This is a genomic window from Parabacteroides sp. AF17-28, from assembly GCF_003479205.1.
GTDB classification, from domain to species: Bacteria; Bacteroidota; Bacteroidia; order Bacteroidales; family Tannerellaceae; genus Parabacteroides; species Parabacteroides acidifaciens.
Genome location: NZ_QUGV01000002.1, coordinates 82190 through 101719, shown reverse-complemented (window position 1 = coordinate 101719; position 19530 = coordinate 82190). Strand labels below are relative to the sequence as shown.

The following is a 19530-nucleotide window of genomic DNA, read 5'->3' as shown; positions in this document are numbered from 1 at the left end:
ATTATGAATTGTGAATTATGAATTATGAATTACGCCGTCTTTGATGTGGATTACGCGGTCCGTGTCGTTTGCCAGTTGTTCGTCGTGCGTGACGATGACGAAGGTCTGGTGCATCTGGTCGCGCAGGTCGAAGAATAGCTTGTGCAATTCCTCTTTGTTGCGGGTGTCTAAGCTGCCCGAGGGTTCGTCAGCGAGGATGACGGACGGATTGTTGATCAGAGCACGGGCTACGGCTACGCGCTGTTTCTCGCCGCCTGACAGCTCGTTCGGTTTATGCGACATCCGGTCGGCCAAGCTCATGAAGTCCAGTATCTCTTTAGCTCTTTTTTCTGCCACAGCCGGCTTTTCGCGGGCGATAAGGGCGGGGATCATCACGTTTTCTAAAGCTGTGAATTCCGGCAGAAGCTGGTGGAACTGGAAGACAAAGCCGATGTTCTTGTTCCGGAAAGCCGCCAGCTTTTCTTCCGAAAGACGTACGGTTTCCGTCCCGTTGATATATAGTTTGCCGCTATCGGGCGCATCCAATGTCCCGACAATCTGCAGCAAGGTTGTTTTGCCTGCTCCGCTCGGGCCGACAATGGCGACAACCTCGCCTTCGCCTATCGTCAGGTCGATGCCTTTCAGTACTTGCAGGGAGCCGAAGCTCTTGGTTATTCCTTCTGTCTTTATCATACCTTTATTAATTGACAATTGATAATTGACAATTGACAATTGGACGGAATGACAAATAATTGTCAATTGTTCATTGTCAATTGTCCATTATCCTCATTCGTTATTTGCCAGTTGGCGGATGACAAATGAGGATAGATAGCAGCCGAATATCGCCGGCATATACGAGACAGTTCCGGTGGTCGTGCGTTTGCACTGTTCGCCTTCGACCTCTACGACGGCATCCGGATTCGCAATCTCTGTGGAGAAAACAACCGGAATCCCCTTGTTCAGGCCCAGTCCGCGCAACCGTTTGCGTACGGCTTTTGCCAGGGCGCAGTTGCAGGTTTTCGATATGTCTGCAATCCGGACTTGCGACGGGTCTGTCTTGGCTCCCGCCCCCATGGAAGAGACGACCGGAATCCCTTTCCTGTGAGCATGATACAGGAGGAATACTTTCGGGCTGAGGGAATCGATCGCGTCGACAATGAAATCGTATCGGGTGGCGGAAAGCACCTCTTCCGTCCTTTCGTCACGCAGGAATTCGTTGATAACGGTCAGCTTCAGACGCGGGTTGATATCCAACAAACGACGGGCCATGACTTCGGCTTTCGGCATCCCTAATGTGGAATGCAAGGCCGGAAGTTGCCGGTTGATGTTGCTCTCGTTCACGGTGTCGGCATCGACAATCGTCATGTGCCCGATTCCAGCCCGGCATATCTGTTCGGCGGCATAAGCGCCGACGCCCCCTAATCCGACGACCAATACATGGCTATGTGCAAGCTGTTCCATCCGGTCGGCGCCTAACAAAAGTTCCGTCCGCGTGTTCCAATTGTAACTCATTAGAAAGATTTTGGTTGCAAAAGTAATAAATCAATCAGAAACGTCCGTTCTTTTATATATCTTTGTCACATTTTAATTCAAATACCTATGAAGATACAACTTTATTGGCTGCTCTCTGCAGCCTTGTTATTATTGCCCGGAAAGGCAGACGCCGCTAACAACAAAAAACCGTTCGTTATCCCTGAACTTCAGGAGTGGAGAGGGAGCCAGGGAATGTTTACCCCGGCGGCAACCTCCCGTATTGTCTACACCGGTAAAGACCCGGCTGTAGCCCGTGTCGCCACGCAGTTTGCCGAAGACTACGAGCTGATGTTCGGCCGGCAGATGAAGGTCGTACAGGGCGGTGCATCGGCGGGTGACTTCGTCCTCACTCTCTCTTCCGACAGCCGCTTGGGTGAAGAAGGCTACAACCTGAAGATCACTGATCGTGTCACCGTGGCCGCTCCCAAGAGCAAAGGGCTTTACTGGGCTACCCGCACCTTGCTCCAGATGTCCGAACAAGAGGCCGGCCAGGCGTTGCCCAAAGGTACGGCGCGCGATTATCCCGACTATGCCATCCGCGGCTTTATGATGGATTGCGGCCGTAAGTTCATCCCGATAAGCATGCTGCGCGATTATGTGAAGATGATGGCTTACTACAAGATGAACACTTTTCAGATCCACCTGAACGATAATGCCTTCAAGCAATACTACAATCACGACTGGAACAAGACCTATTCCGCTTTCCGCCTGGAATGCGAAACCTTCCCCGGCCTGACCGCCCGCGACGGATTCTATACGAAGAAGGAGTTTATCGCCTTGCAACAACTGGCCGATAGCTTAGGTGTGGAGATTATTCCGGAGATAGACGTTCCGGCTCATTCCCTTGCCCTGACGCAGTATAAGCCGGAGATTGGCAGTGAAGAGTACGGCATGGATCACCTCGACCTGTTCAAACCGGAAACATACGAGTTCGTCGACGCCCTCTTCCGTGAATACTTAGAAGGACGCAATCCCGTCTTTGCCGGCAAGCGTGTACATATCGGTACGGACGAATATTCGAATAAGAAACAGGATGTGGTCGAGAAGTTCCGCGCCTTCACCGACCATTATATCCGCTTTGTCGAAAGCTTCGGCAAGCAGGCCTGTGTCTGGGGAGCTTTGACGCATGCGAAAGGCGATACGCCCGTCAAATCCCAAGACGTGCTGATGAGCGCCTGGTATAACGGCTATGCCGACCCGAAGGAGATGATCAAGCAAGGCTATGACCTGATCAGTATCCCCGACGGCTATCTGTATATCGTCCCGGCAGCAGGCTACTATTACGACTATCTGAACACCGAAATGCTGTATAAGGAATGGACGCCCGCCCATATCGGGAAAGAGGTGTTCCCCGAAAAACATAAGCAGATCAAAGGCGGCATGTTTGCCGTCTGGAACGACCATGCCGGCAACGGGATCAGCACGAAGGATATCCACTATCGCGTCTTTCCTGCTATGCAAACGTTAGCGGTCAAGATGTGGACCGGAAAAGATTGCACGACTCCTTATGAAGACTTCAACAGCGCCCGCCGGTCAATCAGTGAAGCTCCGGGCGTGAACGTAGCCGGCCGTATCGGTACCGAACCGCGTGCCGTCTATAACCTCGAAACACTGACTCCGGGAATGGCGACAGGGTTGAAGGAGATTGGTTACCATTACACCGTTTCTTTTGACATCAAAGCGGCTCTTGAGGAAAAGGGGACAGAGCTGTTCCGCTCGCCGGACGCAGTCTTTTATCTCTCCGATCCGGCTTCCGGTAAATTAGGCTTTGCCCGTGACGGCTATCTGAACACGTTCAATTACCAGTTCTATCCCGAAGAGACTGCAACCGTCACGATTACCGGTGACGAAAAGTCTACCCGCCTTTATATCGACGGCAAGCTAAAGGAAGATCTGAATATCCAAAAGCGTTACTTCAATGCCGGCAAGGACTCGATGAACTACGTCCGTACGCTGGTCTTCCCATTGGAGAAAGCGGGAAGTTTCAAGAGTTCGATCCGTAATGTGGAAGTGCTGAACTATTGCAAGCCGGAGATGTAAGCTTACGAGGTCGAGAACCCAGACCGGACAGAGCGGTTTGTGCTGATGACCGGCCGGGGTTGACGAATATCGTTGCTTTTACTTAATCTCCCGGTAGATGTTTTCCAGGACAGTGAGTCTTGTCGTCTTGCCGGCTTCGAAGCCTGTCAGGTCGAGACCGCTCAATCGCTTCCAGGCGGTTAGTGTGGCTGCATCGATCGGCTCCTGCAAGCGGGCGTTCCATTCGGGAAGGTAACCGCGGAGGCCCAGGTATTGAACCATGCGGAAGTGGGGATCGGTGTAATCCACATCTTTGAAATACATCAGCGTCGCTTTCTGGTTGACCAGGTTGTCCTGGAGGGCGGAAAGATCGATGTTCTGCACCTTCACCTTCTCGTCTATCGACAGGGCGGAAGCAATGCCTGCAGCCTGTCCCATTGCCATCCAACAAGGCTCCATGCGCAGAGTGGAGAATCCGATATGCGAACCTGAAACGGGAACGGGCAACAGCAGGTTGTCCACCTCTTTAGGCACCATCACGCCATAAGGAACAGTATAAACGGCGGACGGGTAGCTGATGAAACCGTCCAGATGGATACGTCCCGTCTCTCTTTTTCGTACCGCGTGCGAATCGAGTGCATAGTGGCTGGCTGTTATGCTGCTTTCGTGTATGGGCGGACGGCTGCCGATCGTCACCGGGACGGCATCGTTGGCGGTGAAGAAATACATCCCTTCGAAGCGGCGGCCTTCACGTACGTAGACCTGGCGTGGGAAATGCCCGTTGTCTGTATATTCATCCTTTGAAAGTCCCCATTCTTTAGCGGCTTTGCGGAAGTGGGCGGGCAGTTCGGGGTCGTTCTGGGCAAACCAGAAGAGCCCTTCCGTATATTCGCGCAGACGCTGTGCAAACTTGTCGCGCCATTCCCAGGAAGAGGTCGGCCAGGGCCAGTTTTCTTCCGGCAGGTCGGTGGAGACGAAGACGCCGTGCTGGTTGTTGGCGTCTGTCTTCATGTTCGGGACGTGGACGATATTGGTGATTTTGGCAATGCCCCATTTGTCGCCCGGAAGTTGGGACGGGTTACCGGCTTTGATATGCCGGCGGTTCGCTTCCATCATCTCGTCGGTGACGCGCTGCATGGCGGCATCGGTGTTACGTCCGGTCCAGACGTCTTCCACGATGGAGGCATAGTCTTCCCGGTTGTAACGGGCAGGCTTGGCAAAGGCAATGCGATTCGACGGGTTGTTAGTCAGACAGAGGCGGTAGTTGTAGGACTGGACGGCATTGTCCCGTTGGAACGTGCTGCCATCGCCTTCCGGTCCGCCCCAGTATTTGTAGACGCGTCCGGCACCCGGCTCGCCAAACTCGTCTTGTCCTTCGCGGCCTGTACGGAAGGGCACTCCGGCGGCAGCTCCGAGATCACCTTCGTAGGTGGCATCGAGGAAGACGTCTCCGCTGTATTCTTCCATCTTCCCGGTTTCGCGGTTCAGGATACGAATCCGTTCGATGCGGTTGTCGTGCATGATGATGTTTTCATCTTCCGCATCGAACTGGCGCATGGTGAGGACGGTGATTTTGTCTTTCTGCCCGTCCAGCATCTTTTGGAAGATACGGGCGCCGACAGATGGCTCGAAGTGGTATCCGTCGCTGCACATCTTCACCTGTTCGGAGTTCGGGCCGTAGGTGTCGACATAGTATTGCCGGACTCCGTCGACAAACTCCCGGAACAGTCCGGTCGTCGCGTCGCGGGTTGCAATGTCTGTCGCCCCCAGTCCGTTGGCGGGAAGCCCTCCGACATAGCGGGTCCGTTCGAGGATCACAGACTTTTTACCCATACGGGCGGCCGAAATGGCAGCCATGATTCCCCCCGGATTCCCGCCTACGATGACGAGGTCGTAGGAGGATTGGGCAAACAGGCTCGTACAACCTAACAGGAAGGAGAGTAGGATCGCTTTCTTTTTCATAAATCGTTTATTTACTGTTTAATACTTCGTATGCATAACGGGCGTAATGACCTTGCAGGCCGTTGGCATATTGTTCCAATATCGTTTTACCGATATCGTTTTCGTCTCCGCATAAGTAAAGGGCTCTTGCCAGATGCAGTTCCTTTAGTGCACGGTTACGGGTGGAGGTATCGATATCTCCCGGAACAACACTACTTTGCGCCTCTTTATAAGACTGTATGGCATGGAAACGGACGCCGGGAGTGGTCAGCATCTTTGCCAATACGGGAACGGCGTCCCGGTTACCGATAGACTCCGTGGCCATAGCAATGGCACGGAAGTGTGAGAAACAGTCTTCCGGGGTCAACTGCCCAGCTTTATTCAAGAGGGTTGGCAAAGCGGATGCCTCTCCTGTTTTTCCAAGCGCCGTGATCAGGGCGTCGAGATGGCTTAGGCTCATGCCGAACTGGTGCATACCCGTGTAATGCCAGCCTTGATCCCAGTTCTTGTACTGGCGGATCGCTTCTTCCAGGGCTGGTGCGGCTTTCTTGTCTCCCAGCATGCATAGGATGCTGGCGAGGATTGCTTTTTCGTCCGACTGGCTTGTCTGGCTGAATTGTTTGTCAATTAGCTTCCGGCAACGTTCCGGGTCGGAGAAGAGAACTTCCAGCCCTTTGTAGTTGTCTGAAACCGATTGGGCGGCCTTTTGCATGTCGGAGTTACTGAAGCCCTTGAACTCCTTGTCGGTCAGGACACGTTCAGGCAGGTTGCCGATCCAGACCAGGTGTTTTTGTATCTTCCTGATGTCTATTTTGCGGAGTGCTTTATTTTCTTTTATACATTGTGCGGACAGGTAACCTACTGCATAGCCCTGGTTTTGCAGGCAGGGTTGCATCCGGATAACCGGCATCGCGTCACGGTGTGCACTGGCTCCCAACCCTGTTGTCAGAATACCTTCCAGTCCTTTGGGCAGGAGGCTGCGGAGCGGGACATCGGCATCGTAGATCATGTGCCGCTTCATAGGTGGGGAGAGAAGGAAGTAAGGATCTACAATCATTCCGTGCGTATCGAAAGAACTTTGGTGGAATGAGATGGTGTCCGGATAACGGCGGTGGTTCAGCACGTCGTAGACCGAGATGATATGTTCGCCCACTACTCGCCGGCGTTCGCGTGTCTGCGGAACCTTGACGATATCGTAGTGGCCTTTCATCTTCACTTTGGCTTGGATGAAGGTGCGTGACACGTCCAAGATGTCTGTATCGTCGATAAACAACCAGTCGTTGTTATTGTAGGAGTCGCCCGGATCGCGTTTACCGGCTCCGGCTCCCTGGACGGCAAGTGTCTTTTTGCCGGTGTAGTCGAACGGCGCTCCGGCCGCAATGGCGATATCTGCACTTCCGGTACTGTCGATCAATACTTTTGACCGGATAACGCCCCGGCCGAAAGGAGTTGCCACGACAAGCCCTTTTACCTGATTGTTCTCGACCAATGCGCCGCATCCGAGTACGCCGAACCAGAGTTGCCCGTTTGCTTTCAGGAGCTCTTTCCGGTACCATTCCATTTTCCAGTCGGACACCGCCCGGTTCTTCCAGTCTTTTTGTTGGCGCGGATGGTTTTCCGGTGCCATTTCGTGTACACCGTTATCGATGGTTGCCGTGAAACCTTCCCTGAAGCCGTCCCAGTAACAGCCGATCAGCCCCATTGTCCCCATTCCGCCTAACCCATGCAGATATTCAAGTACCAGTGTACTGACCCCTTGCCGGGCAGCCGAGATACCTGCGGCAGCTCCTGCCGTTCCCCCTCCGAGGACGACAACGTCATATTCACCCAATACGGGTAATGCTCCGGCAGGCGAGTTGACGGTATTCTTATGAAGAAGGGGGCGGAGAGGCTGGAGGACTTCCCCGATTTGTCCATAGTCGGAGGCGTTTACTTTCTTTTGATATACGATTGTCTGGGCGGGCATGGAAAGAAGTTGGGTCCGGAATCCGATTTCTTCTCCCAAGAGTTCGCCTAAAAATACGGCATTGATCGGACGCATAACGGTTTTCATGCTTTCTCTCGGAAGCTCGGCACAAGGACCTAATATCCAAAGGTTCGGATACTTTTCGGCTTGGAATGCCTCGATCGGGAGTTGCCTGATGCTTCCCGATACTTCGTTACATGCTTTTTTGCTGGTAATGACCTGCTGGGGAATATACCATAGCAAATCTGAGCTGTCTACCTGGTCCGGGTCCCAAGTCTGGGTTCTCACCGTTTGTTCGATCTCCATTAAAGCGGCGTAGGAGTCGTTCTTCAATGGCATCAGGAAGGTGTATCGTGTCACCGGATATTCTTTCCCGCCGGACAGGACCGGCAGCGGCAAGACTTCTGCATGGGTGATGTTTGCCGATTCTTTTTTTCCGTTACCTACGACTGTATAGTTAAATTCGACAGCCCCTTGCCCTGCGTTTTTAACCTGGATATCCGACATTCGGGCAACGGAAGCATTATGGGTCGCGTCGATAATCCCTTTGCAACGGATTGCCTGTCTGCCGGAGCGATTGGCAATGACGACGCCTGCCGGTTTCCCTTTTTCGTCTACCAGCAGGTTGGTAACGTAACTGCTGTACAGGAAATCAACATTGTTATCGATTAGTTCGTTCTCCAGCACTGTCTTGTAATGCAAAGGCCTGAATGATTTGACCTCTTCAAAAAGTTTGCGGGCAAGAGCGGTCTGGGGTGTTTCGTCTTTTTGGCGGTCATAAAGAAATGAGCCGCATATATCATCGCCCAAATAAGGCATATAGCCGATCAGATAGACCTTGCAGCCGGTTTTGGCTGCTGCGACTGCTGCTGCGACTGCGCGGGAACTTCCTCCGGCCACGACCAAGTCGACATCGGCAATGACAGGAATCTCCCGTTGCGTTTCATGGCAGAATCCGTCATCAGGAACCACTGCCTGCATCGTCGCTTTCGCTTCCGTCACGCTACCTAACGAAGCTAATGCTCCTCCGGCTGCCGTTACTTTTAAAAAATCACGTCGTGTAATCATGGTATTTTCTTTTTATAAAGGTCTTTATGAGAAGCCATAAAGATAAGGATTTTATTTTTTAGGAACTAATATAATTGCATCGGCAAATAATGCACCTTTTGAGCGATGGCCGTCGATTGTGACAGAAGATAACCTGTCACCCTTGTCAAAAGCGTATGCACCTAAGCTCACCCATGAGCCTTTATAGGATTTGGGAGATATTTCCACCTGCTTGATCCCTTCTTTGCATGCTATATCGAAGGCCATGACCTCCGGCATTTGCTGGTCGGCAAGAGCCGTGCAGTAGAAGAAAACTTCGTATGTGCCTGCTTTTTTAATGACGGGCATAAAGGTAAAGGAGCAATTGTTCTTTGAGTTTGCGGACCAGAAGTAACTGTTTTTATAATGGGGGCCGAAGCTCTTTCGCCAACCGCCTGCGCTGCTTACTTTATCAATTTCGCTGTCATCGACCTGTATTTCCGGTGTGGAGCCGTCCAGATACGGATTCTCTTTCAATATCCGGCGCAATTTGGTTACATCGACTGTTTGCACATCCGTATTGTCGTCGATGGCTAATGCGGATGCAACGGCTGCCGACTGCCCCAATACCATAAATACCGGCTCCATCCGGATCGAACCGAAAGCAATATGGGTGGAAGATACACATACGGGAACCAGTAGATTGGTGCATTCCTCACGTTTAGGCGTAATGCTTTTATACGAGATGGGATAAGGCGGAAAACCGTGATATTCCACGTCTCCTTCGTTTTTCACCATGCCGTTTGTAACGATACGCTGACAGTTGTGCGAGTCCATTCCGTAGGCTGCCATCCCGATCGCATCGCCTACTGTTTCCTCTCCCTGGCAGTTCTTTTGCGTCATGATATATTCCCCGTTCAAACGGCGCGCTTCACGCACATACAGCTGGGTCGGGAAGTTGTCATTATCGACAAATTCATCTTTCGCCCATCCGAAGCGGGAGACTTGGTCGCGAAGTTCAAGCGGAACCCGCTCGTCATGTGTGAGGAAATAAAGAAGTCCTTTTGTATAGTCAACATGTTCTTGCCAGATCCTTTCCCGGGTTGCGTAATCACCGTCCGGATAATCATAGTTCATTCCGATCATATCTGTTGACAAGGGTCCCCGGTTGTTTACATCGTATTTATTCTCCGGCATGACTCCCCAGTTAAATAACAGGTAGTTGTCTATATGCAGGTCCATTTTGCGGATAGCGCGTGCCAATAACTCATATTTAGCAGGATCGTAATTCCCCGGCTTTTCAAACGGCCGTTGGTTCTCTTTGTTGTCAGTCAGGCATAAACGGAAGTTGTAAGCTTGTATAAGTTTATCTCCGCTGCCCCGTTCTTGCAATGTGTTAGGCTGGATTCCCCAACAGAGGCCACTGTTCGGATCTCCTTCTTTCAGGTAAGGATCCACTCCGTCCGGGAACTGGTGCCAGACAGACATTTGAACGCCATTGAGTGTTTCATCATATTCATCATTCCCTTCGCGTCCCGTAAAGTAAGAAACGCCGGCTTTTGCCATGAGGTCGCCTTCATATGAGCAATCGATAAATTGTTTGGCCCGGATTTTAATGCGTGTTTTCTCATCCGGTTGTTGCGAATCTTCCAATGTAATAGCCTCTATTCTTTTGTTTTGTACGGACGCCCCTGTGATACGGCGATAATATAACACATCTAAATCCGCATCTTTCACAAAGCGCATCATAGTGGCAGTAGCTACACTGGGAGGGAATGTCCATTGTTCAAACTTGTTGTAATGTTCTCCGATGCGGCGATAGAACAGGCGTGCCAATCCCGTAACTGCATATTTGTTTCCAATATCGGTAGCACCTAATCCACCAGTAGTCATTCCACCCAGATATTTGCCCGGTTCTATCAAGAGAACGGATTTCCCCATCTTTTTAGCGGAATAGGCGGCTACAACGCCTGCCGAGGTTCCACCATAAATACAAATGTCAACTTCCTTGATAGAAGATATGTTTTCTTGTTTTTCCGAATGGCAGGAGAACAAGGATATACATAGAATAAGAAGGAATAGTTTATACTTCATAAAAGCGATATTTATTAATCGAGGCCTCGATTATGGGTTTTCAACGTTGAAATGGCATTTTCGAGGCCTCGATTATAGGCTTTCACCTTTGGATTGTCAAAATCGAGGCCTCGATTATCAGAGGATCAATACCCGTTGTTTTGCGTCAGGTTACTGTTGACCAAAATATCGTTGGCAGGGATGGGCCACAGATAGTCTTTTTTCGCATCGAAAGACATCTTATAAAATGTGGTGATATATCCGGCTGTTTCCATCGGAGAGAGGTCGGGCAGACCGTCTTTATCGATCGTCGGTATGCCACCGATGGGGTAGTTACCTTCGTCCCAGTTTTTCAACAATGCGATGAAATCTTGAGACAACTCAATATTCGATTCACTGCCGGTTAAACCATTCCAATTGGCGGAATTGGACCAGGCACGGGATAGGTAGTACATCGATTTGTTATGCGATTTTTCAGCGATGCGCCAACGCAACAGGTCACGATAGCGTACTCCTTCGAATGTGAATTCCGAACGGCGTTCCATGCGTATGACCTTGCGTAAAGCTTCCTGTGAAGCCATTTCTACGCGCGGGTAGGCGATACCGGATTCCCGATAAGCACGTTCGCGTACCAGGTTGATGGTTTTGTCCAAGTCGTCTTGCGTACATTGTCCCATCTCATTTTTTGCTTCGATGTAGGTCATTAAGACTTCTGCATAACGCAAATATGGGAAACAGTTGTCTGCCACTAAGCCGAAATTGTTGAAATCTTTCCAATCATCTTTTACGAATTTGCGGATGATCAATCCATTGTAAGCCGAATGCTGGTTTGCTGCTTTCGAGTCGGTGTTGACTACCATTTTGCCAGAAGACACTTCATAGACTGTGTTTGCATACGGACTGGGGTTGAATTCATAACCCAATGTGATGTAGTCCGGATATTTTTCAGGGAATGTACCATCTTTTTTGGATGCTTCATAATCTGCATAGTCAGAAGAATACTTTGTTTTGAATGGTTGGATGGTCATTGCCAGACGCGGGTCGCGATTGGCAAACGGATCCTTTGGATTATAGAGTGGAGATTGATCGATAGGCCGTCCGTCCGTACAAGTATAAGAACAGAACAATTCCAATGACGGACTTTGGTTGCAATGACCGCCGACTTTACGAATGACAAAGTCTCGAACGTTCGACATGAAACTGTATCCTTTCTTTAAAGTTAAATCTCCTTTAAAATAGAACATGAATTCAGGTGAACTGTTGGATTTGAACATTTCTCCATAGTTGTCGTGTAATTTGTAAACACCCAGTTGCATACATTTTTCTGATGCATCCACTGCTGTTTGCCAATCTTCGTGAAAGAGTGCGAAACGGGCTTTAAAACCTAAGGCAGCTCCTTTAGTCGGTCGTTGTTGAGCTTTATAGGAATCCGGCAAATACTCGGCAGCCTTGTCCAAGCACTCGTAAGCATAAGCTAACACTTCACTTTTGGGCGAACGGACAGCCTGATAGGCTTCATCCAGAGTCATGCCTTTGTTTAATACACAATCGCCATAGTAGGTTGTTAGCTCGCCATAGGCAAATCCTAACATGAAATAGGCTTCTCCCTTGTATTGATTGATTTTGCTTTCGCTTAGTCCGTCTGCTGTTCCGTTATCCAATGCGTTGATTACTTTTGTGGCACGAGCGATAGATTTATATAATGAGGTCCAACGGCTTGATGCAGTTCCCCATTGAGAAGTCACTGTTCCTAACGTGATTTCGTTGGACCCATTGCGGTTTAACAAATCGTCATCCCAATAGATTACGTCGATTGGAAAGAAGTCAGGTCTCCACAAATCATTGAGAGCCATTTCTATCTCAGTTTCGTCGTGATACCAATTCTCGCTCGAACCCTCCGATAGTGGATTCAGGTCCAGGTCGGCACAGGCGGTCATGCCCAGTGCTATTATTCCGGTTAATAGATATTTATTTATTTTGTTCATAACAGGATTCTTTAATTAAAATGAAACATTCAGACCAAAAATATAAGAAGACAAAAGGAGGTCGCTGTTACGACTCCACTCAGGATCGTATCCTTCGGGATATTTTGAGAATGCCGGTAGGTCGTTGACACTGACATATACTCTCAACTTATTGACGAAGAACTTCTTTGTGATTTCAGCCGGAATGGTGTATCCTAATGTGATGTTTTTGATACGCATATAAGCCCCGTTGAAAAGGTAGAAGTCGCTGTTGGCATAAATATTGGCATTGTTGGTCGTCAACTTCGGATATTTAGCCTTTGCATTTTCGGCATCTGTAGCAGATGGGCTCCAATGGCTCTCGATCAGATTCAGCGGGCAGGCATAGGCCTGATAGTTGAACGGTGTGCCGGGCCATCCCCAATAGGAAAGTTGATGGCCGATGCCTTGGAATGACAGGTTGAAATCAAAGTTTTTCCATTCACCCCAAAGAGATCCGCCGTATTGCATTTCCGGCAATGAGTTCCCTAAGCGTACACGGTCGTTGGATGCAGTGATCTTACCGTCGTTATCGATATCCTGGTAACGGATATTACCGGCCGCATCGTTATTGGTCAGAACGGGAATCTTGTTACCGTTTTCGTCTAACATGGCTGCTTCGTTCAAGATAATTCCCATACTTTTGTAGCCGTACCATTCATTATAATAAGAACCTTCTTCAGTCAGTTTGGCTCCGTCAATCTTTTGTCTATCCGCCATATATCCCATTTTCGAGCGATAATCAGATAAGTTGAAACTTACACCATAGCGGAAATCGTTGATCTGGTCGCTCCAGGAAAGTTCAAGATCCCAACCTCTCGTGTTCATGTCTGCTGCATTGTTTTGTGGTGCATTATAACCGAAATAGGAAGGGAATCCTACCTCCATTAACATATCCGTCGTCTTTTTGTAGTAGTAATCTAATGAAGCACGCAGTCTGTTGCTCAGCAAGGTGATATCAGCTCCGATACCGTAGGTTGTCGTAGTTTCCCACGTCAGATCGTTAAACGCGTAGTCTGTCTGGTAAGCTGTCTGCACGATGTCTGAAACACCGGTAGTAGCATTGGGAATAAAGCCTGTGCCGAAGCTCAGTTTGGCTTGGTAAGGAAATTCCGAACCGATACGTTCGTTGCCCAACTGTCCGATTGAACCACGGAACTTCAGGTAGTCGACCACACTCTTATTGAACCACGGCTCTTCAGAAATGACCCAGCCGGCACTGACAGAGGGGAATGTACCCCAACGATGACCATCTGCAAAACGGGAAGAACCGTCAGAGCGGATATTAGCTTGCAACATATAGCGATCTGCCCATGAATACATGATACGACCGAAGAACGAACGATAGGCATTATGTCCTGCTTTTCCACTATTGAATTGATAATCTTCAGGCCCTAAGTTCAGATAAGGGAAGTTTACCAAACTATAATTGGTACGTGAAGCTCCTTCTTCTTCCCATTTATAAGAATAATCTTCATAACCGGCCATCAATCCGATAGAGTGGCGATTCAGCTGCAACTTATAGTTGGCGTAGAACTGTTTGGTCAAACTATGATTGTCGTTGCGGGTTTCACTGAGACTGGTCGAGGAATAGCCGACTCCGGGGATAGGATCGCCGGTAATACGATAGACTTCGTATCTTTTTTTATGATCCTTTCCTTTATAGAAGGAGTATTGAGGGGCAACGATAGCTGTCAAAGTCAATCCTTCTACAGGGGTAAGGTCTAACTGTATCTTACCACCGACTCGATAGTTTTGCTTTTTCATCGATCCACTTAGTTCGCGTTGTGCAATAGGATTGTCTCCGTCTTTACCATCGGCAAAACGTCCGTCGGACCAATAGGCATTGTAGATTGGTGCCCGTTCCATCAATTCACCCATGCTGAGATGTGGTTCAGTAGCATTGGAATAAAGTAGGTTGAGGTCTACATTTGCATGGATCCAGTTGTTAATCGTATAATCATTATTGGTACGAATGTTGAAACGTTCATAGTTTTTTGTGTCTATCAGAGCTTCTGATTCGTAGTAATTGAGGCTGAAATTCGTTTTCAGCTTTTCGGTGCCGCCGCTGAGCGAAAGAGAGTGCCGTTGGTGGTGCGTACTGCTTTTCAGCCCCAAGTCCATGAAGTCAGTGTCTGCATAGCGATCGGGATCCTCAGCTCGTAATTGTGCGTAATTGTTGATCACATCTTCCGAATAGAGTGAATGAGGAGAAGAAGCGCCATCGTTGAAAGCTAATTCGTTGAGCCCTTTCATCCATTGTACTGAATTTGCGAACTTTGGCTTGTCTGTTGGAGTATCAATTCCGTATTCTCCATTGTATGAAAGGTGGAATTCCTTGTTTTTTGCGCGTTTTGTAGTAATCAAGATAACACCTGCTGCCGCACGTGAACCGTAGATAGCAGCAGAAGCTGCATCTTTCAGAACCTGGATGTCTTTTACGTCTTCAGGGGCAATGTCGTTGATATCGCCCGGTACGCCATCCACAATTACCAACGGGTCGTTGGTCGACATGGTCGTGACTCCACGCACGCGGATCGTTGCTCCGGCTGTAGGGTCGCCACTCGAACGGGTGATCTGCACTCCAGCCATTTGTCCTTGTAACTGGCTGGATAGTTGCGGTGTGTTTTTCATCCGCAATTTGTCACCACCCAAAGAGGACGTTGAACCGGTCAGATCAATCTTGCGGGCCGTACCGTAACCAATCACCACAACTTCACTCAGTGCTTCTGAATCTTCGTGAAGTATGATATCGTAGGAACTGCGTGTGTCTACTTTTATTTCGATCGCTTTATATCCGATATAGGAAATCGAAAGTGTAGCATCAGATGCTACACTGATATCGAAGGAACCTTCGATATCAGTTATAGAACCATTAGTCGTGCCTTTTTCTACTATATTTGCACCAATAATCGGTTCGCCATTGTCATCAATGACTTTACCCGTAATACGCTTGGTTTGCCTCTGTTGGTATGCATAGGCTTTACGGACAATGTTGATGTTCCGGTCATTAATCGTATAAGTTAGATCTGTTCCGGATAAAGCTTGTGCCAGAACTTTGTCGATTTGCTGGTTAGTAGCTTTCACATTGACTTTGATATTCTTTACTTCTTCATCTACATAGAAGAATAAAAACTCGCTCTGTTTCTCTATTTGGGAGAACAGGTCAGTGAGGGGTATCCGCTCTGCTTTAACTGATACGGTGGCAGATTGAGAATAAGTAGATTCTATTGCTACCGCTTGAAACAGAGTCACGAATAGTAAGATAGCCGCGATTCTCATAATTGTAAAGAGTTTTTTTAAGCCTTTGGGTAAGAAAGACTTGTAATACGAAACATTTTCCATATTTTTGTACTGATTTAAAGATTGATAATTCGCTTCATCCACAATGTTTGGTCGCGGAGCGGAAGAAGCGGGATATTAAATTTAAAGATTTAAAAACCGGTTGTGCTTTCAAGTATGACCGGTTTTTTAGGTTAACGCTGGTGTTATTCCATAGGCATTATCGTTTTTTAGGTGTTACATATTGGATATAATAAACTCCATTACTATTATTCCATCGGATAGGAAGACTGCGTGAGATTACTTTCAAGATCTGCTCAATGCTCTGTTCTCTGCTAAATGTGCCGGAAACTGTTACAGTCGGCTTCTTCAACTCTTCGTTGTCAATCTTAATATCGACTTTATAAGTATTTTTCAGTTCTTCCATCAGTTCGATAAACGGGATCGACTTATATTTCAACAGACCGTCTTTCCATGCAGTAAAGACGTCTGTGTCGACGTGCTTGATATCTACTTTATTTGTCGATCGACTGAAAGTCAACTGTTGATTTGGTGTCATGACAATGTTCTGTTTGGCCCCTTCAAAGCGAATAGAACCTTCTACTAAAGTTGCCGTGATATCGTCAGAGTCTGCATCCGCCTTGACATTGAAATGCGTGCCTAATACGACGATAGAGGCGCCGTTCATCTCTACCAGGAAGGGTTTGTCCGGGTCTTTTGACACTTCGAAATAAGCTTCGCCTTCCAGCTTTACGTCCCGTTTGTCTTTCCCGTATTTATTGGAATAACTTAGGCGGCTATTCTTATTTAAAGTAATGACTGTTCCGTCTTCCAGTGTGAAGTCGGATTTATGTTCGTCTGTCAATAATGTGTAATATTCCGACGCGTAGCTGTTTGTATAATAAAGAAAAAACGCAGAAGAGAAGATAAACAGCAAAGTGACAGCAGCGATAAGGGATATATAAGTTTGCCACGACTGTCTTTTTTTGATGCGTTTGTCTTGGGTCTCGATCTGTTGGAGTAGCTTATCCGCAGAAAAAGTTGGTACAACAGGATGTTTGAGTGCGACATTTGCGTCCCAATAGTTCTTGAGCTGCCGAAATTCTTCCTTGTTCTTTTTATCTTCATTTAGCCATTCGCTTAATGAAAGGATATCGTCCGAAGAACTTTCTCCGCTCAGGACTCGTGCGATTATATGATTTATTCTATTTTCCATTCTGAATGCTTCTATTAAAATAGTCGCAGGAAGCTGAAAAATCCCTTAGTCTTTTAGGTGAAAAATATTGAGTTCTCTTTCTAAATACGCGTCATTTTTGCAGATAATTTCTCTTGGGGAAGTTTCGCCCCTGCTATTCTCAGTGTTTCTATTAATGTTTCTGTATTTAAATCACATGCCGGTTGTCCGGTTTTTATGGATTGTGCGGCGGCAGTTCCGGCTGCTTGCCCCATCATACAGGCTGCCGGTTGTACGCGGATAGATCCATGTACTCTTACGTCACTCGAAGCACATCGGCCGGCAACCCACAGGTTATCCCAGCCTTGCGGCACTAAGATCGAATAAGGAATTCCAAAAGATTCACCGGGCTTTAAGCGGGCGGTTTGTTCATATTCTTTAATATGACGTTTGTATTCTTCTTCCGAATCATTGTACGGATGGATATCGACAGCCTTATTGAACAAGGCAATCTGGTCAGGGAACTTGCGCTTTGTGGCATAGTCGTCATACTTTAATTCGTATTCACCTAAAATGCGGCGTGATTCACGCACTCCCATTAATGAAGCAGTTGTTGCATGTTCTATTTTTTCGTAGCCCGGAACATATTTCTGATAGAAAGTCAGATATTCTCTTGCTATTTTCCGACCAAGCATCATTCCTTTTGAAAGACTTTCGCAGTTCAATGCATTAAGTCCGAAGAGATGTCCTCCATTCAGGTAGCCAACCGTTTCCCCGACCTTGAATATCCCCGGTAAATGCCTGTCTGTATAGGTGAAATGCCCATCCTTGATCGCTTGTAATAACAAGGGGTTGTTGTTATAGACGTGTGCCGCATTGGGATAATCGATATTTGCGAAGATCGAACAAAGTGTAGCCGGCATGATTCTGGGAGAGTCTTTTCCTGCTTCCCTGCAGGTTACTCCGCATAGATCGGCCAGCACAGCGTCACCTGTACAGTCGATGAAAGTTTTTGCTTTTACGTAACGTAGCCCCTCGATATTTTGCTGAATAACGCCATTGACTCTTTTGCGTGTTGTATCCACATCGGCATCTATTACCCGTGTGAAGAAGCGGACTTCTATACCAGCCTCCTGTACTAATTCATCCAAGAGAAGTTTGTATCCTTCTCCTTGAAAAGCAGTCCAGTGATGATAGTGTTTTGTAAAGATTTCCGGTTTTTCGTCCGGTCCCAAGAATCCCCGTTTATACATTTTCATTACGATTTCGTACATGATGCCGCCAACCAACATCTCTTCCCCGTTAGCCATTGGGTCGAAAGCTGTCACCAGTCCTGAAGTTCCCATGCCGCCCAAGCAGCCCATAGCTTCTATGATTAACACATTGTACCCTGACCGGGCAGCACTCAATGCTGCTCCGATGCCTGCCGGACCACCACCGGCTATGATAACATCATATTCTTTGTCTATGGGAATATTACGAACAAAATGGTAATTACCTTGTTCGCGGGATGTTGTTGCCGTGCTTTTTTCTGTTGCCAGGCATTGTCTACCAGCCATTGTTGTAATGACTCCTAAAGCTGAGCTCTTAATGAAGTTTCTTCGTGTTTGTTTCATATGATATTAAATTAGATTATGATATATTCATTTGGAGTACTTATATAATATTAGTCGCATCAACAGAAAAAAAGCCTTAGTCGTCTTGGAAAAAATATGTAGGGATGCCGGAGGTATAAGCCGGTTCGGGTTGCTGTTTATGTCCATGTAGGAATGGATGGACTGGCATGTAGAGGTTGGCCCGCGCCATCTGCTATTCATGTTACAGCCGTGAAACAAAAGAAAGATAACTGTAACATAGAAGGAAGACAGTTGTGACATGAAAGGAATACAGTTGTAACATGCAATAGGGGACGGATCAAAAATGTTAAATAGAAGTATCTTCAGCCAATGCTTCCCGTAGTTTCCGAACAGCATTGGCCAGGTGCGCTTCCAGGGTTTTGACGGAGATGTCGAGGATGTCGGCGGCTTCCTTGTATTTGAGCTTGTCTTCGCGGATGAGCTTGAATGCGACCTTGCATTTTGCGGGCAGGGATTCGATTGCCATATTCAGGCGTTTAATCCCTTCCTGGCTGATGAGGTCTTCTTCGGGAGTCGTTTCGGTAGAGGTGAACAAGTCGATGGATACTTCATCAAGAGATATCTTTTCCATGTTCTGTTTGCGATAGTAGCTGATCGCTTTGTGGCGGGCAATGGTATAAATATAGGAATCGAAGTTAGCCACGCCGGGGAGTTGCTGGCGGCTGTTCCAAAGAGCCAGGAATGTATCGGAGACGATCTCTTCGGATTCTGTCGGCGATGAGACATACAGGCTTACGAACCGCATTAACCGTCCGAAATAGGACATGTAAAGCGATTTAAGAGCCGTTTGCGAGTCAGACAGAGCCATCTCGCAAACCCATTGCATGATATTGTCTCGATTCTCTCCCAAATATGAGTAAGATTAACAATGTTCTATATAAGTAGTCGCGAATGTAG

The 19530-nt window shown here is 48.0% G+C and carries 11 protein-coding genes; 1 reads left to right on the top strand and 10 read right to left on the bottom strand.

The annotated features are described in order from the left end of the window. Positions 1–15 precede the first annotated feature (15 nt). Positions 16–672 (bottom strand): ABC transporter ATP-binding protein, encoded by a 657-nt coding sequence (locus DWW90_RS01880; RefSeq protein ID WP_115498371.1) that lies wholly within the window; start codon positions 670–672, stop codon positions 16–18. Positions 673–765: 93 nt separating this feature from the next. Further along, on the bottom strand, positions 766–1491 hold the full coding sequence (locus DWW90_RS01875) for a ThiF family adenylyltransferase (protein WP_122331440.1): 726 nt from the start codon (positions 1489–1491) through the stop codon (positions 766–768). An 87-nt stretch (positions 1492–1578) separates the two neighbouring features. On the opposite strand from DWW90_RS01875, the gene DWW90_RS01870 reads away from it, so the two are divergent. Further along, complete coding sequence (locus DWW90_RS01870) at positions 1579–3552, top strand: family 20 glycosylhydrolase (RefSeq protein ID WP_122343787.1); 1974 nt, start codon at positions 1579–1581, stop codon at positions 3550–3552. A 78-nt stretch (positions 3553–3630) separates the two neighbouring features. Here DWW90_RS01870 and DWW90_RS01865 read toward each other — a convergent pair whose 3' ends face one another. The 8 genes from DWW90_RS01865 to DWW90_RS01830 all read right to left on the bottom strand — a co-directional run bounded on the left by DWW90_RS01865 (position 3631) and on the right by DWW90_RS01830 (position 19459). Continuing rightward, entirely contained in the window at positions 3631–5493 is a 1863-nt protein-coding gene (locus DWW90_RS01865) for an FAD-dependent oxidoreductase (protein WP_122343786.1), read from the bottom strand. Positions 5494–5500: 7 nt separating this feature from the next. Beyond that, positions 5501–8506 (bottom strand): FAD-dependent oxidoreductase, encoded by a 3006-nt coding sequence (locus DWW90_RS01860; protein WP_122343785.1) that lies wholly within the window; start codon positions 8504–8506, stop codon positions 5501–5503. Between the two features lie 51 nt (positions 8507–8557). Further along, positions 8558–10558 (bottom strand): FAD-dependent oxidoreductase, encoded by a 2001-nt coding sequence (locus DWW90_RS01855; protein WP_122343784.1) that lies wholly within the window; start codon positions 10556–10558, stop codon positions 8558–8560. Between the two features lie 125 nt (positions 10559–10683). Beyond that, positions 10684–12522: a RagB/SusD family nutrient uptake outer membrane protein gene (locus DWW90_RS01850; protein ID WP_122343783.1), complete on the bottom strand. Its 1839-nt coding sequence runs from the start codon at positions 12520–12522 to the stop codon at positions 10684–10686. A gap of 15 nt (positions 12523–12537) precedes the next feature. Further along, positions 12538–15885 carry a TonB-dependent receptor gene (locus tag DWW90_RS01845; RefSeq protein ID WP_199662158.1) on the bottom strand — a complete coding sequence of 1116 codons (3348 nt, stop codon included), beginning with the start codon at positions 15883–15885 and terminating at the stop codon, positions 12538–12540. Between the two features lie 157 nt (positions 15886–16042). Beyond that, entirely contained in the window at positions 16043–17038 is a 996-nt protein-coding gene (locus tag DWW90_RS01840; RefSeq protein ID WP_122343782.1) for a FecR family protein, read from the bottom strand. A gap of 80 nt (positions 17039–17118) precedes the next feature. Then, on the bottom strand, positions 17119–18612 hold the full coding sequence (locus DWW90_RS01835) for an FAD-dependent oxidoreductase (protein WP_199662157.1): 1494 nt from the start codon (positions 18610–18612) through the stop codon (positions 17119–17121). Between the two features lie 307 nt (positions 18613–18919). Further along, positions 18920–19459 (bottom strand): RNA polymerase sigma-70 factor, encoded by a 540-nt coding sequence (locus DWW90_RS01830; protein ID WP_167451626.1) that lies wholly within the window; start codon positions 19457–19459, stop codon positions 18920–18922. Between the last annotated feature and the right edge of the window lie 71 nt (positions 19460–19530).

What these genes read in the sequence shown, in the direction of transcription:
- DWW90_RS01830 (WP_167451626.1), bottom strand. Translation starts at nt 19,459, where the DNA reads ATGCAATGGGTTTGCGAGATGGCTCTGTCTGACTCGCAAACGGCTCTT.
- DWW90_RS01880 (WP_115498371.1), bottom strand. Translation starts at nt 672, where the DNA reads ATGATAAAGACAGAAGGAATAACCAAGAGCTTCGGCTCCCTGCAAGTA.
- DWW90_RS01850 (WP_122343783.1), bottom strand. Translation starts at nt 12,522, where the DNA reads ATGAACAAAATAAATAAATATCTATTAACCGGAATAATAGCACTGGGC.
- DWW90_RS01870 (WP_122343787.1), top strand. Translation starts at nt 1,579, where the DNA reads ATGAAGATACAACTTTATTGGCTGCTCTCTGCAGCCTTGTTATTATTG.
- DWW90_RS01835 (WP_199662157.1), bottom strand. Translation starts at nt 18,612, where the DNA reads ATGAAACAAACACGAAGAAACTTCATTAAGAGCTCAGCTTTAGGAGTC.
- DWW90_RS01845 (WP_199662158.1), bottom strand. Translation starts at nt 15,885, where the DNA reads ATGGAAAATGTTTCGTATTACAAGTCTTTCTTACCCAAAGGCTTAAAA.
- DWW90_RS01855 (WP_122343784.1), bottom strand. Translation starts at nt 10,558, where the DNA reads ATGAAGTATAAACTATTCCTTCTTATTCTATGTATATCCTTGTTCTCC.
- DWW90_RS01875 (WP_122331440.1), bottom strand. Translation starts at nt 1,491, where the DNA reads ATGAGTTACAATTGGAACACGCGGACGGAACTTTTGTTAGGCGCCGAC.
- DWW90_RS01860 (WP_122343785.1), bottom strand. Translation starts at nt 8,506, where the DNA reads ATGATTACACGACGTGATTTTTTAAAAGTAACGGCAGCCGGAGGAGCA.
- DWW90_RS01840 (WP_122343782.1), bottom strand. Translation starts at nt 17,038, where the DNA reads ATGGAAAATAGAATAAATCATATAATCGCACGAGTCCTGAGCGGAGAA.
- DWW90_RS01865 (WP_122343786.1), bottom strand. Translation starts at nt 5,493, where the DNA reads ATGAAAAAGAAAGCGATCCTACTCTCCTTCCTGTTAGGTTGTACGAGC.